General features: G+C 63.4%; 15 protein-coding genes and 2 tRNA genes. 12 read left to right on the forward strand and 5 right to left on the reverse strand.

What is annotated here, in order from left to right; all coding sequences use genetic code 11:
- Positions 1-11: 11 nt before the first annotated feature.
- Entirely contained in the window at positions 12-1295 is a 1284-nt protein-coding gene (locus ACVWZT_RS19025; protein ID WP_186674499.1) for an NAD(P)/FAD-dependent oxidoreductase, read from the reverse strand.
- A 203-nt stretch (positions 1296-1498) separates the two neighbouring features.
- On the opposite strand from ACVWZT_RS19025, the gene ACVWZT_RS19030 reads away from it, so the two are divergent.
- The 4 genes from ACVWZT_RS19030 (at position 1499) to ACVWZT_RS19045 (ending at position 3158) form a co-directional block, all read left to right on the forward strand.
- Positions 1499-1575 (forward strand) — tRNA-Val (locus tag ACVWZT_RS19030).
- A 190-nt stretch (positions 1576-1765) separates the two neighbouring features.
- A tRNA-Val gene (locus ACVWZT_RS19035) sits at positions 1766-1842 on the forward strand.
- Positions 1843-1973: 131 nt separating this feature from the next.
- Positions 1974-2543 (forward strand): SPOR domain-containing protein, encoded by a 570-nt coding sequence (locus ACVWZT_RS19040; RefSeq protein WP_457470772.1) that lies wholly within the window; start codon positions 1974-1976, stop codon positions 2541-2543.
- A 189-nt stretch (positions 2544-2732) separates the two neighbouring features.
- Entirely contained in the window at positions 2733-3158 is a 426-nt protein-coding gene (locus ACVWZT_RS19045) for a GTP pyrophosphokinase (RefSeq protein WP_296230756.1), read from the forward strand.
- A gap of 21 nt (positions 3159-3179) precedes the next feature.
- Here ACVWZT_RS19045 and ACVWZT_RS19050 read toward each other — a convergent pair whose 3' ends face one another.
- A complete protein-coding gene (locus tag ACVWZT_RS19050; RefSeq protein WP_296230757.1) occupies positions 3180-3422 on the reverse strand; it encodes a DUF1654 domain-containing protein in 243 nt (80 codons plus the stop codon).
- Between the two features lie 239 nt (positions 3423-3661).
- Between ACVWZT_RS19050 and ACVWZT_RS19055 the strand changes: the two genes are divergently transcribed.
- The 7 genes from ACVWZT_RS19055 to ACVWZT_RS19085 all read left to right on the forward strand — a co-directional run bounded on the left by ACVWZT_RS19055 (position 3662) and on the right by ACVWZT_RS19085 (position 10701).
- A complete protein-coding gene (locus tag ACVWZT_RS19055; RefSeq protein ID WP_457470773.1) occupies positions 3662-4618 on the forward strand; it encodes a substrate-binding domain-containing protein in 957 nt (318 codons plus the stop codon).
- 22 nt (positions 4619-4640) lie between these two features.
- On the forward strand, positions 4641-6194 hold the full coding sequence (locus ACVWZT_RS19060; RefSeq protein WP_296230760.1) for a sugar ABC transporter ATP-binding protein: 1554 nt from the start codon (positions 4641-4643) through the stop codon (positions 6192-6194).
- Complete coding sequence (locus ACVWZT_RS19065; protein ID WP_170030412.1) at positions 6191-7186, forward strand: ABC transporter permease; 996 nt, start codon at positions 6191-6193, stop codon at positions 7184-7186. Before ACVWZT_RS19060 ends, ACVWZT_RS19065 begins: the two co-directional genes overlap by 4 nt.
- Before the next feature lie 4 nt (positions 7187-7190).
- Positions 7191-8213, forward strand: coding sequence for a LacI family DNA-binding transcriptional regulator (locus ACVWZT_RS19070; RefSeq protein ID WP_457470776.1), 1023 nt, complete (start codon positions 7191-7193; stop codon positions 8211-8213).
- A 15-nt stretch (positions 8214-8228) separates the two neighbouring features.
- Positions 8229-9137 (forward strand): ribokinase, encoded by a 909-nt coding sequence (rbsK, locus tag ACVWZT_RS19075; RefSeq protein ID WP_457470777.1) that lies wholly within the window; start codon positions 8229-8231, stop codon positions 9135-9137.
- Positions 9134-9532 carry a D-ribose pyranase gene (rbsD, locus tag ACVWZT_RS19080; RefSeq protein ID WP_296230767.1) on the forward strand — a complete coding sequence of 133 codons (399 nt, stop codon included), beginning with the start codon at positions 9134-9136 and terminating at the stop codon, positions 9530-9532. The genes rbsK and rbsD overlap by 4 nt, the downstream gene beginning before the upstream one ends.
- A gap of 167 nt (positions 9533-9699) precedes the next feature.
- Positions 9700-10701, forward strand: a complete 1002-nt coding sequence (locus tag ACVWZT_RS19085; RefSeq protein WP_457470778.1) for a nucleoside hydrolase — start codon at positions 9700-9702, stop codon at positions 10699-10701.
- Here ACVWZT_RS19085 and ACVWZT_RS19090 read toward each other — a convergent pair.
- Positions 10673-10885 (reverse strand): hypothetical protein, encoded by a 213-nt coding sequence (locus tag ACVWZT_RS19090; RefSeq protein WP_457470779.1) that lies wholly within the window; start codon positions 10883-10885, stop codon positions 10673-10675. The genes ACVWZT_RS19085 and ACVWZT_RS19090 overlap by 29 nt on opposite strands.
- 271 nt (positions 10886-11156) lie before the next feature.
- On the opposite strand from ACVWZT_RS19090, the gene ACVWZT_RS19095 reads away from it, so the two are divergent.
- Positions 11157-11477, forward strand: coding sequence for an I78 family peptidase inhibitor (locus tag ACVWZT_RS19095; RefSeq protein WP_457470780.1), 321 nt, complete (start codon positions 11157-11159; stop codon positions 11475-11477).
- A gap of 202 nt (positions 11478-11679) precedes the next feature.
- On the opposite strand, the gene ACVWZT_RS19100 is transcribed toward ACVWZT_RS19095, so the two are convergent.
- A complete protein-coding gene (locus ACVWZT_RS19100) occupies positions 11680-11892 on the reverse strand; it encodes a cold-shock protein (protein ID WP_003250656.1) in 213 nt (70 codons plus the stop codon).
- Positions 11893-12054: 162 nt separating this feature from the next.
- On the reverse strand, positions 12055-12360 hold the full coding sequence (locus ACVWZT_RS19105; protein WP_296230773.1) for a hypothetical protein: 306 nt from the start codon (positions 12358-12360) through the stop codon (positions 12055-12057).
- Between the last annotated feature and the right edge of the window lie 311 nt (positions 12361-12671).

Genomic DNA, 12671 nt, shown 5'->3' on the forward strand with positions numbered 1-12671 from the left:
GCCTGCCTACATCAGAAGCCCAGGCGATCGCGCAGGCTGTAGTACCAGGCACCCAGGGCGCTGAACGGCACACGCAGCATCTGGCCACCCGGGAACGGGTAGTGCGGCAAGCCGGCGAACGCATCGAAGCGCTCGGCCTGGCCGCGCATGGCCTCGGCCAGGACCTTGCCGGCCAGGTGGGTATAGGTCACGCCGTGGCCCGAGCAACCCTGCGAGTAGTAGATATTGTCACCGATACGGCCGACCTGTGGCAGGCGCGACAGGGTCAGCAGGAAGTTGCCGGTCCAGGCGTAGTCGATCTTCACGTTCTTCAGCTGCGGGAAGGCCTTGAGCATCTTCGGACGGATGATCGCCTCGATGTTGGCCGGGTCACGCGCGCCGTATACCACGCCACCGCCGAAGATCAGGCGCTTGTCACTGGTCAGGCGGTAGTAGTCGAGCAGGTAGTTGCAGTCCTCGACGCAGTAGTCCTGCGGCAGCAGGGTACGCGCCAGTTCCTCGCCCAGCGGCTCGGTGGTGATCACCTGGGTACCGCATGGCATGGACTTGCTGGCCAGCTCCGGTACCAGGTTACCCAGGTAGGCGTTGCCGGCGACGATGATGAATTTGGCGCGGACCTTGCCCTGCGGGGTGTGTACCACCGGGTTGGCGCCACGCTCGATGCGTACGGCCGGGGTCTGCTCATAGATGATGCCGCCCAGCGACTCGACCGCCGCCGCCTCGCCCAGGGCCAGGTTCAGCGGGTGAATGTGGCCACCGCTCATGTCCAGCATGCCGCCCACGTAGTTGTCGCAGGCCACTACTTCGCGGATGCGCTTCTGGTCCATCAGCTCCAGCTGGTTGTGGCCAAAGCGCTCCCACAGACGTTTTTGCGACTCCAGGTGGCCCATCTGCTTGCTGGTGAGGGCAGCGAACACGCCACCGTCCTTGAGGTCGCACTGAATGTTGTACTTGGCCACGCGTTCACGAATGATGCGCCCGCCTTCGAAGGCCATCTGGCCCAGCAGTTGCGCCTGCTTGGGGCCGACCGTGCGTTCGATCACATCGATGTCACGGCTGTAGCTGTTGACGATCTGGCCGCCGTTACGGCCCGACGCGCCGAAGCCGACCTTGGCCGCTTCGACGATGCTCACCTTGAAGCCGTTCTCCAGCAGGAACAGGGCGCTGGACAGGCCGGTGTAGCCGGCGCCGATGATGCACACATCGGTTTCCACCTCACCCTGCAGCGCCGGACGTGGCGGCACCGGGTTGGCCGAGGCGGCGTAGTAGGACTGGGGGTAGGGGGTGTTAGCCATGTTGCAGGAACCTCGTGTTTTATATTTTTAACGAATGTACCGATGCTATCAATAATAATAAACACCCGCTAGTCGTCCGTTGAAAATCCTTTACTCGGTCCTGGCTCGTGCACCTTTCTATAAAGGGGTTATGATTCAGTAGCTTAGCGTGAAAAAAAGTGTTGACAGGGTTTTTGGAATGAGTAGAATGCGCACCACACGACAGGCACATAGCTCAGTTGGTTAGAGCACCACCTTGACATGGTGGGGGTCGTTGGTTCGAGTCCAATTGTGCCTACCAAATCGAAGAAGGGGTGATCCGCAAGGGTCATCCCTTTTTTCATTGGAGTTCTACGTGGCGCCCAGCCTGTTGTGCCGGCGGTTGCGCAGCGAAGTTGCCTCGGCGTGGGCGGTACTCGAAAGTTTTTGATTTTTCTCAAAAAAACGCTTTACAGCCGTGTGTTTGATCTCTAATATGCGCACCACACGACAGGCACATAGCTCAGTTGGTTAGAGCACCACCTTGACATGGTGGGGGTCGTTGGTTCGAGTCCAATTGTGCCTACCAAATTCGAAAAGGGCGATCAGCAATGATCGCCCTTTTTGCTATGCGCGCGAAGCAGGCTGTAACGTTTGGTCGCGCTTCGGGGCATGGCCCGGCGTGCTAGAATCCGCCTCTTCGAATCTGGAGGTACACGCGTGCGCAAACTGGCTGTGGTAATGGCAGTGCTCGCCCTGGCGGGCTGTGAGAACGAAGTCGAAGGCGTGCACAAGCAAGTGGCCGAACACCTGCATAACCCCAAGACGGCCAAGTTCGGTAACGTGCGGATCGACACCCAGGGCACCATCTGTGGCCAGGTGCGTGGCAAGGACGACGCCGGGCAGTACGAGCCCTACCGCAGCTATGTGGCGATCAAGCGTGATGGCCGGTACGAAATCATTGTCGATGACAGCGGCAACAACCTGCGCATCCGCGAGCTGTGCGGCGGCGCCGACCTGCAGCGCCGCGCCGAGGCCCTGGCTGGCCAGCCGGCCCCGCAAGGCTGGGACGTGGAAGTGATCCAGGGGGCCAACATGGGTGCGCTCAGCGACATGACTGCGCGCCTGATCGAAAAGGGCATTCCATCCTCGGTGGAGTACCGCGACGGCAAGCCGGTGGTGTTGATGGGGCCGTTCCCGACCCGTGAAGAAGCCGAAGCACGCAAGGCCGAGGTCATGGCCAAGCTGGGCACCGATTCGGTTGTCATTCAGCACGGCGCAGCTCGCTGACTGCGCGGCCCTCTGTAGGAGCGGCCTTGTGCCGCGATGGGCTGCGTAGCAGCCCCACAGAGTCTGCCGTGACGCTGAACCCTTGGGGCTGCTACGCAGCCCATCGCGGCACAAGGCCGCTCCTACACGGACCGCGGCGGCCCAAGTTTGGCTATGCTTGGCAGGAACAAGCCGAACAGGGAGGGGCTCATGTCTACACTGGAGCGGGCCATTGCCGTGGCCGCCAGCGCGCATGAAGGGCAATATGACAAGGGTGGGGCAGCGTATATCCTCCACCCGCTACGCGTGATGATGCGGGTTTCCACCCCAGAACAACGGATTGTCGCGGTGCTTCACGACGTGATCGAAGATACCCCGCTGACCCTCTCCGACCTGGCGCGTGAAGGTTTCGCGCTGAAAATTCTTGCCGCCTTGCTGGCGCTCAGCCGTCGCGAAGGCGAGGCTTACCAGGACTTCGTGGTGCGCCTGGGCGATGACCCGCTGGCGCGCACGGTCAAACTGGCCGACCTGGCCGATAACAGCGACCTTTCGCGCATTCCGAGTCCCGGCCCAGCCGACCTGGCGCGGTTGGCCCGTTACCGCGAGGCCAGTGCCTATCTGCAGGCGCTGGCCTGATGGCGGCGGGCGCTTGCGCGGTCAATCTTCCTTGGGCACAGTCCAGAAAATCTGCACGCCGCCATCGTCGCGGTGGGCGAGGGTGACATTGTCGTTTTCGGCAATTTCCTCAAGCAACGTTTCCCAGTCTTCGGGGGTTTCCTGTTCCAGGCGGAAGATCAACGCTGCCCGGCTGCGCTGGGCGGTGGGGCTGTTGATGATCTTCTGGATACGCATGCCCAGTTGTGTGTAGCTGTTTGGGGTGGCGGAGGCAGTGTTGGACACAAGTGTTTCCTTGTTTTTGCTGTATGCACATACAGTATTTCACTGTCAGTTATTACGCAACAGGGTGCCGGGATAATATAAACGTTCGGTTTTGGAGAAGTTTTCTGGATAATCGCTCCCGGCAGTTCGCTGACATCCGACAGCCAAGCGGATTTGACAAACCTCGGTACTGTTTCCATAGTTACGTATCGCAAACGTTTGCTATCCGATAAAAACCACAAGATTCGGAGTCATCGTCCATGAAACTGCCGTTCCCCGGTCGCCTGTTGGCCCTCGCTGTCGTTGCTTCTCTGTCCTTCGCCATCCCGTTCTCGGCAGCCCATGCCGAAGACAAGCCCAAGGTTGCCTTAGTGATGAAATCGCTGGCGAACGAGTTCTTCCGCACCATGGAAGACGGCGCCAAGGACTACCAGAAAGCCCACCCTGACGAGTTCGAGCTGATCGCCAACGGGATCAAGAACGAAACCGACACCGGCGAACAGATCCGCATCGTCGAGCAGATGGTCAACGCCGGTGCCAAAGCGCTGGTGATCGCCCCGGCCGATTCCAAGGCGCTGGTGTCCGCCGTGAAGAAAGCCATGGACAAGGGCGTGGTGGTGATCAACATCGACAACCGCCTGGACCCTGACCTGCTCAAGAGCAAAGGCATCAGCGTGCCGTTCGTTGGCCCCGACAACCGCAAGGGCGCGCGCCTGGTCGGCGACTACCTGGCCAACGAGAAACTCAAGGCCGGCGACCAGGTCGGCATCATCGAAGGCGTGCCGACCACGACCAATGCCCAGCAGCGCACCGCCGGCTTCAAGGACGCCATGGACGCCGCGCAGATCAGGATCGTCTCGGTGCAGAGCGGCAATTGGGAAATCGACAAGGGCAACGCCGTCGCCGCCTCCATGCTCAACGAATACCCGGACCTTAAGGCCCTGCTGGCCGGTAACGACAGCATGGCCCTGGGTGCCGTTTCGGCCGTGCGTGCCGCTGGCAAGACCGGCCAGGTGCAAGTGGTGGGCTACGATAACATCAATGCCATCAAGCCCATGCTCAAGGATGGCCGGGTGCTCGCCACCCTCGACCAGGCAGCCAGCCAGCAGGCGGTGTACGGCATCCAGGCGGCGCTGAAGATGGTCAAGGGCGAGAAGCCCGAGGTGGATGCCGACAACGTCATCCAGACCCCGGTCCAACTCATCACCCAACCCTGAATTGCTGGCAGGAGAAACGGCCATGCCTGCATCGGCCAACGAAGTGGTGCTTGCCGCCAACGGCCTGGGCAAGACCTACGCCCAGCCGGTGCTGGCCGAGGTCAGCCTGAGCCTGCGCGCCGGCGAAGTGCTGGCCCTGACCGGCGAAAACGGCGCAGGCAAGAGCACGCTGTCCAAACTCATCAGTGGCCTGGAAGCCCCCACCACCGGGCACATGAGCTACCGTGGCCAGGCCTATGCACCTGGCAGCCGCAGCGAGGCCGAGCGCCTCGGCGTGCGCATGGTCATGCAGGAGCTGAACCTGCTGCCCACGCTGACCGTGGCAGAAAACCTGTTCCTCGATAACCTGCCCAGCCGCTTCGGCTGGATCAGCCACAAGCGCCTGCGCCAGTTGGCCACGGCCGCCATGGCCCAGGTCGGCCTCGACGCCATCGACCCGGACACCCCGGTCGGCGAGCTGGGCATCGGCCACCAGCAGATGGTCGAGATCGCCCGCAACCTGATCGGCGACTGCCATGTGCTGATCTTCGACGAGCCCACCGCCATGCTCACCGCGCGTGAGGTGGAGCTGCTGTTCACCCAGATCGAACGTTTGCGCCGGCGTGGCGTGGCCATCGTCTACATTTCCCACCGCCTCGAAGAGCTGCAGCGCGTGGCCCAGCGCATCGTCGTACTGCGCGATGGCAGGCTGGTGTGTGACGAGCCGATCCAGCGCTATAGCAGTGCCGAACTGGTCAACCTGATGGTCGGCCGCGAACTGGGCGAGCACATCGACCTGGGCCGCCGACAGATCGGTGCACCGCTGCTCAGGGTCGACAGGCTCAGCCGCGCTGACAAGGTGCGTGAGGTGTCGTTTGAGGTCCGGGCAGGGGAGATCTTCGGCGTCTCTGGCCTGATCGGCGCCGGCCGTACCGAGCTGTTGCGCCTGATCTACGGCGCCGACCGGGCCGACAGCGGCAGCATCGCGCTCGGCCAGCCACCGCAGGCGGTCACCATCGACTCGCCCAAGGCTGCAGTGCAGGCCGGCATCGCCCTGATCACCGAAGACCGTAAAGGCGAGGGCCTGCTGCTGACCCAGTCGATCAGCGCCAATATCGCCCTGGGTAACCTGGGTGCGGTGTCTCGCGCCGGTGTGCTCGATGCCCAGGCCGAACAGGCCTTGGCCGCCCGGCAGATCCAGGCCATGCGCATCCGCAGTGCCGGCCCGCAGCAGGTGGTCGGCGAGCTGTCGGGTGGCAACCAGCAGAAAGTGGTGATCGGCCGCTGGCTGGAGCGTGACTGCCAGGTGCTGCTGTTCGATGAGCCTACCCGCGGCATCGATGTGGGTGCCAAGTTCGACATCTATGGCCTGTTGGCCGAACTGGCACGCCAGGGCAAGGCCCTGGTGGTGGTGTCAAGCGACCTGCGCGAGCTGATGCTGATCTGCGACCGCATCGCCGTGCTCTCGGCCGGGCGCCTGATCGACACTTTCGAGCGTGACCATTGGAGCCAGGACCAGCTACTGGCTGCCGCTTTTGCCGGTTATCAGAAACGTGACGCACTGCTGCATGATGCAGCCCCCAGGATGGACGCATGAAAACCACCCCGCTCGACAGCCAGGGCGCTGCACCGCTGCGCCGCAGTGGCACCTATTTTGGCCTGGGTACCTACCTGGGCCTGGCCGGCGCGTTGCTGGCCATGATCGTGCTGTTCTCGTTCCTCAGCAGCCACTTCTGGTCGTACAACACCTTCAGTACCCTGGCCAACCAGATCCCCGACCTGATGGTGCTGGCGGTGGGCATGACCTTCGTGCTGATCATCGGCGGCATCGACCTGTCGGTGGGCTCGGTGCTGGCACTGGCCGCCTCGACCGTGAGCGTGGCGATCCTCGGCTGGGGCTGGGGCATGCTGCCTGCGGCGCTGCTGGGCATGGCCGTGGCGGCGTTGGCCGGCAGCATCACCGGCGGCGTTACCGTGGCCTGGCGCATCCCGTCGTTCATCGTCTCGCTTGGCGTGCTGGAAATGGCCCGTGGCCTGGCCTACCAGTTCACCGACTCGCGCACCGCCTATATCGGCGATGCCTATGCCTGGTTCTCCAACCCCATCGCCTTTGGCATCTCGCCGGCATTCATCATCGCCTTGCTGGTGATCGTGCTGGCCCAGCTGGTGCTGACGCGTACGGTGTTCGGCCGGTACCTGATCGGCATTGGCACCAACGAAGAGGCGGTGCGCCTGGCCGGCATCGATCCGCGCCCGTACAAGGTGCTGGTGTTCGCCCTGATGGGCCTTCTCGCCGGGCTGGCCGCACTGTTCCAGATCTCGCGCCTGGAGGCAGCCGACCCCAATGCCGGTGCCGGCCTGGAGCTGCAGGTGATCGCCGCCGTGGTGATTGGTGGCACCAGCCTGATGGGTGGGCGTGGCTCAGTGATCAGCACCTTTTTCGGCGTGCTGATCATTTCGGTGCTGGCCGCCGGCTTGGCGCAGATCGGCGCCAGTGAACCGACCAAACGCATCATCACCGGGGCGGTGATCGTCATCGCCGTGGTGCTCGACACTTACCGTAGCCGGCGCGCGGCCCGGCGGAACTGAAAACATGGCAACCATCAAAGACGTCGCGGCACTGGCGGGTATCTCCTACACCACTGTGTCCCATGTGCTGAACAAGACCCGCCCGGTCAGCGAACAGGTGCGGTTGAAAGTCGAAGCCGCCATTGCCGAACTCGACTACGTGCCCAGCGCCGTGGCGCGTTCGTTGAAGGCGCGCAGCACCGCCACCATCGGCCTGCTGGTGCCCAACAGCGTCAACCCATACTTCGCCGAGCTGGCGCGGGGTATCGAGGATGCCTGTGAACGCAACGGCTACTGCGTGATCCTGTGCAACTCGGATGACAACCCGCAGAAACAGCGCAGCTACCTGCGCGTGCTGCTGGAAAAGCGCATCGACGGCCTGGTGGTGGCCTCGGTGGGCCAGGACAGCGACCTGCTGCAAAGCCTGGCCGGGGTGCGTACGCCGATGGTCATCGTCGACCGCGAACTGGAGGGCGTGGACGCCGACCTGGTGCGCATCGACCACGAGCTGGGCGCCTATCTGGCCACCCGGCACCTGCTGGAGCTTGGCCATCGCGACATCGCCTACATCGGCGGCCCCGCCGAAACCGGGGTGACCCAGCTGCGCCTGGGCGGCTTTCGGCGCGCCATGGCCGAGGCCGGCGCAGCGGCCGATGGCAGGCGCGTGCTGCACTGCGACTTCACCAGCCTGGGCGGATACGCAGCGGCGGCGCAGGTGCTGCAGGGCCCGCGGCCAACGGCGATTTTCGCCGGTAACGACATGATCGGTTTCGGCGTGCTGCGCGCCGCGGCCGAACGCCAGATCAATGTACCCGCCGAGCTGTCGGTGATCGGCTTCGACGACATCGAGCTCAGCCGTTATGTATACCCGCCATTGACCACGGTCGGCCAGTCGATCCGCGAGCTGGGCGAAAGTGCTGCCTCGCTGTTGCTGGCGCGCATCTGCAAGCCCCGGCAGGGGGCGGCGGAACAACGCATCGTCACCCCGCGCCTGGTGCTGCGCGAGTCCACCGGGCCACGCCCGGACCTGTTCAATGATTACCGCTAACGCTAAGGAAATGCCATGAGTGCCAAGGTCGTGGTGGTCGGGAGCCTCAACATGGACCTGGTGGCCCGCGCCCAGCGCCTGCCCCGGGCCGGCGAAACGCTGCCCGGCGACAGCTTCTTCACCGTGCCCGGCGGCAAGGGCGCCAACCAGGCCGTGGCCGTGGCTCGCCTGGGCGGCAGCGTGGCCATGATCGGCAACGTGGGGGACGATGCCTACGGCCAGCAACTGCGTCAGGCCTTGTATGTGGAGGGGGTCGATTGTGGCGCCATCGAAACCTGCCCGGGCGTGTCCAGCGGTGTGGCGCTGATCACCGTGGATGCGGCCAGCCAGAACTGCATCGTCATCATTGCGGGCGGCAATGGCCTGCTGAAACCGCAGTCGGTGCAGCGCTTCGATGCGCTGTTGCAGGCGGCCGAGATCATCATTTGCCAGCTGGAAGTGCCGGCCGAAACCGTGGCCTGGACCCTGGCCAGGGGGCATGAGCTGGGCAAGCAGGTGATCCTCAACCCGGCGCCCGCCACGGGCCCGCTGCCAGCGGACTGGTTCGCGCACATCGACTACCTCACGCCCAATGAAAGCGAAGCCGAAGCCCTGAGTGGCGTGGCGGTGACCGACCAGGACAGTGCCCGGCGCGCCGGCGAGCGCCTGCTGCAGCTGGGCGCGGGCAAGGTGATCATTACCCTGGGCGCGCAAGGCGCGTTGCTGGTCACGGCGCAGGGCCACCGACACTTCCCCGCGCCGGTGGTGCAGCCGCTGGATACCACCGCTGCCGGTGACACCTTCATCGGTGGCTTCGCCGCCGGCCTGGTGCGCGGCCTGGAGGAGGGCGAAGCCATCGCCTTTGGCCAGCGCGCCGCGGCGTTGTCGGTCACCCGTGCCGGGGCCCAGCCGTCGATTCCCTATCTGGCGGAGCTTGCGCCATGAAGAAAACCCCGCTGCTGAACGTCGCCCTGTCACGCACCATCGCCAGCATGGGGCATGGCGACATCCTGGTGATTGGCGATGCCGGCTTGCCGGTACCGCCGGGTGTCGAACTGATCGACCTGGCCGTGACCCCTGGCCTGCCGGATTTCGCCAGTGTGCTGCGCGTGGTGCTGAGCGAGCTGCAGGTAGAGCGCCACGTGCTGGCCGCAGAGATGCAGAAAGTGGTGCCGCCGGCGCTGGTCGAGATCGAGCGCTTGAAAGGCAAGCTGGGCAAGCGTGAATGGCTGAGCCATGAGGATTTCAAGGTGCTGTCGCGCAGCGCCCGTGCGCTGGTGCGCACCGGCGAGTGCCAGCCCTACAGCAACATCGCGCTGATTTCCGGCGTCACGTTCTAACCGTCAAGACACGCTGTTTTTTGTAGGAGCGGCCTTGTGCCGCGATGGGCCGCAAAGCGGCCCCGGCAATGTTTGCTGCGAAGCTGAAAACCTGGGGCCGCTTCGCGCCCCATCGCGGCGCAAGGCCGCTCCTACAGACCTTCGTTCTGGCAACAGGAGTGCCACCCATGCTCAAACCCTTGCTACAAGGAATCGCCTTCATGGTCACCGCCACCAGCGTCCAGGCCGCCCCGATCGACCTGATCATCGACACCGACCCCGGCGCCGACGACGTAGTCGCCCTGTTCCTGGCCATGGCCTCGCCCGATGAGCTGAATATCCGCGCCATCACCACCGTGGCTGGCAACGTGCGCCTGGAAAAGACCTCGCGCAATGCCCGCCTGGCCCGCGAATGGGCTGGCCGCGAGGATATCCCGGTGTACGCTGGTGCCGGTCGCCCGCTGCTGCGCAAGCCGATCTACGCTGCCGAGGTGCATGGCGAGGAAGGCCTCACCGGTGTCGAGGTCAAGGAGCCAAAAGCGCCCCTGGCCCAGGGCAATGCCGTGCAGTACCTGGTCGACACCCTCAGCGCCGCCAAGCCGCACAGCATCACCATCGCCATGCTCGGCCCGCAGACCAACCTGGCCCTGGCGCTGGTTCAGCGCCCGGAGATCGCCAAGGGCATCAAGCAGGTGGTGGTCATGGGCGGCGCCCACTTCAACGGCGGCAACATCACCCCGGCGGCGGAATTCAACCTGTACGCCGACCCGCATGCTGCCGAAGTGGTGCTGGCCAGTGGCGTGCAACTGACCTACCTGCCGTTGGACGTCACCCACAAACTGCTGACCAGCGACGCCCGCCTCAAGCAGTTGGCCGCGGTGAACAACCAGGCCAGCAAACGCGTGGTGGATATCCTCAACGCCTACATCACCCACGACATGGACCTGTACGGCATGCCCGGCGGCCCGGTGCACGACGCCAGCGTCATCGCCTACCTGCTCAAGCCAGAGCTGTTCAGCGGCCGGCGCATCCACATGAGCATCGACAGCCGCGAAGGGCCTACCTTCGGCCAGAGCATTGCCGACTGGTATGGCGTGCTCAAGCAGCCTGCCAATGTGCTATGGGTGGAGCAGGGCGATGCCCAGGGCCTGTTCGACCTGCTCAGCGCCCGTTTGGCACGATTGGAATAGCCGCATGCGGCGCGTAGCGTTCGAACACCTGGTCGATGAAGCTACGCGCCGCCTCGCTGCCGCGGTCGCGCACCAGCAGGTCGATGGCAATCAGTAACAACTCTTCCGGTGTGCCGGGGCTGTACGCGCTCTGGCCTTCGGCCCATTTGACCTTGATATCGGCAACAATGCTGTGGCTGCTCATTACGCTCTCGTTGGGGGCCCGGACGAAGGACGAACACTGACCCTGGTGTTCGATGGAGGCGGGGTGCGCTCCACTTCTTGCACTAAATCATGACTTTGCGTCATTGACCTTGCGACTTAAGCATATGGCAAATGCGGCGGCTTGTGCAAAATCCGGTCACGATTGCGTTTTCGCCTGTGCCGCCTGGTTGAGGCAAACTTGACCGGTTTTGCAACAAAAGAACAGCGGAACTGTCCGATCAGGCAGTTCCCGGACCGATTTAGGAGGCTTCATGTTCCGTACCCGTGCTTACCTGGCAACCCTGGCGGTGGCTGTTGTCCTGGCTGGTTGCAGCACTGGTGGCAATGCTGGCGGTAGCGCTACTTCGACCACGCCGGCTGGCAACGATGGCCGCTGCGAAGCCAGCGGCGCCGATTTCGCCATTGGCAAACCGGCCAGCGCCGAATTGCTGGAGCAGGCGCGCAAGGCCAGTGGCTCGCAGATGGCGCGCATTCTCAAGCCGCACGACGTGGTCACCCTGGAGTACCGTTCCGAGCGCCTGAACCTGAATGTGGACGAGCAGGGCAAGGTGACCCGCGTCAACTGCGGCTGACCCAGCCCCGAAAACCGGCGCGGCTCCCTGTAGGAGCGGCCTTGCGCCGCGAAAGGGCCGCAGAGCGGCCCCAGCAATACAAGCTGCTGCGCTGAACCCCAGGGCCGCTCCGCGCCCCTCGCGCGACACAGCACCGCCCCACAAAAAAAACGCGCCCATAAAAAACCCGCCACAAAGGCGGGTTTTTTTACAGCTATCCGAATTACTCCGGACGAACCTGTGCAGCCTGCATGCCCTTCTGGCCGCGCTCGGCGACGAAGGAAACAGTCTGGCCTTCTTTCAGGCTCTTGAAGCCGTCGGATTCGATGGCCTTGAAGTGAACGAACAGGTCGTCGCCGCCGCCTGCTGGGGTGATGAAGCCGTAGCCTTTCTCATCATTGAACCATTTGACGGTGCCTTGTTGGCGATTGGACATGGGTGAATCTCCAGAACATTTAGTTTTTTCGGTGGTGCAATGCGGCCGAGGCTACGGAGCACGAGACACATCATAGTCTAATTCTGCGCATCTAGCGCCTTTTACCTTCGCAGGATATTGATCCAGCGCAAAGAATGGCTGGCCTGCTCTGGCTGTAAGGTTTCAGCCCTTCGATGCGCAGGTTTGTTTCACCACGGTTTGTGCCTTCTGCATCAGCTTGGCGTCAACACCATCGTTGCTGTCCAGGTCGGCAATCTCCGCGTCGGTGAAATTCTCTTTGATGGCTTTGGCACCGCAAGCGCAGTGCTTTTTCGCGGTGGCGGCGTCAACGCCCTGGCCGCTGGCCACCTGGGTGCACTGGGTCATGTAGGCGGCCTCCTTCCCGGCTGGGAAGTTGCCGGCGTTCGCAGCCACGGGCAGCAGCAGGGCGCCGGCGGCCGCCAGGGCCAGAAGAGACGGAACTCGCATAACCAGTTACTCCTTGGGTCAGGTCTCATCAAGAGTAGGTTGCTTCCCAAGGTCTGATAGGAAATTTTCCGTGTTAGTTCACCCAAACGGCGTAATTTCCAAATATTTCTGCGTGGCGTACAAGCCGCGTGCTAGCATGCCCGGCTTGTGGTCGCGCCGTTGCGCGCCGCAGCTATCTTTTTTCTTTCCAGTCACTCTGGTTCGTCCCCCGCAAGCCGAAAGGCTTCTGCCACTGTGAGGCAGGCTTCCTGTGCAGGAAGGCAGGCCGGATCTTGTACTGGCTCATCCCAACCCACGTGACCTTTGGTAGG

The organism is Pseudomonas sp. TE21394, from assembly GCF_054057835.1.

Excerpts from the sequence above, each read along its gene's own strand:
- ACVWZT_RS19025 (WP_186674499.1), bottom strand. The coding sequence starts at position 1,295 with ATGGCTAACACCCCCTACCCCCAGTCCTACTACGCCGCCTCGGCCAAC.
- ACVWZT_RS19045 (WP_296230756.1), top strand. The coding sequence starts at position 2,733 with ATGTCTACACTGGAGCGGGCCATTGCCGTGGCCGCCAGCGCGCATGAA.
- ACVWZT_RS19055 (WP_457470773.1), top strand. The coding sequence starts at position 3,662 with ATGAAACTGCCGTTCCCCGGTCGCCTGTTGGCCCTCGCTGTCGTTGCT.
- ACVWZT_RS19060 (WP_296230760.1), top strand. The coding sequence starts at position 4,641 with ATGCCTGCATCGGCCAACGAAGTGGTGCTTGCCGCCAACGGCCTGGGC.
- ACVWZT_RS19065 (WP_170030412.1), top strand. The coding sequence starts at position 6,191 with ATGAAAACCACCCCGCTCGACAGCCAGGGCGCTGCACCGCTGCGCCGC.
- ACVWZT_RS19070 (WP_457470776.1), top strand. The coding sequence starts at position 7,191 with ATGGCAACCATCAAAGACGTCGCGGCACTGGCGGGTATCTCCTACACC.
- rbsK (WP_457470777.1), top strand. The coding sequence starts at position 8,229 with ATGAGTGCCAAGGTCGTGGTGGTCGGGAGCCTCAACATGGACCTGGTG.
- rbsD (WP_296230767.1), top strand. The coding sequence starts at position 9,134 with ATGAAGAAAACCCCGCTGCTGAACGTCGCCCTGTCACGCACCATCGCC.
- ACVWZT_RS19085 (WP_457470778.1), top strand. The coding sequence starts at position 9,700 with ATGCTCAAACCCTTGCTACAAGGAATCGCCTTCATGGTCACCGCCACC.
- ACVWZT_RS19090 (WP_457470779.1), bottom strand. The coding sequence starts at position 10,885 with ATGAGCAGCCACAGCATTGTTGCCGATATCAAGGTCAAATGGGCCGAA.
- ACVWZT_RS19095 (WP_457470780.1), top strand. The coding sequence starts at position 11,157 with ATGTTCCGTACCCGTGCTTACCTGGCAACCCTGGCGGTGGCTGTTGTC.
- ACVWZT_RS19100 (WP_003250656.1), bottom strand. The coding sequence starts at position 11,892 with ATGTCCAATCGCCAACAAGGCACCGTCAAATGGTTCAATGATGAGAAA.
- ACVWZT_RS19105 (WP_296230773.1), bottom strand. The coding sequence starts at position 12,360 with ATGCGAGTTCCGTCTCTTCTGGCCCTGGCGGCCGCCGGCGCCCTGCTG.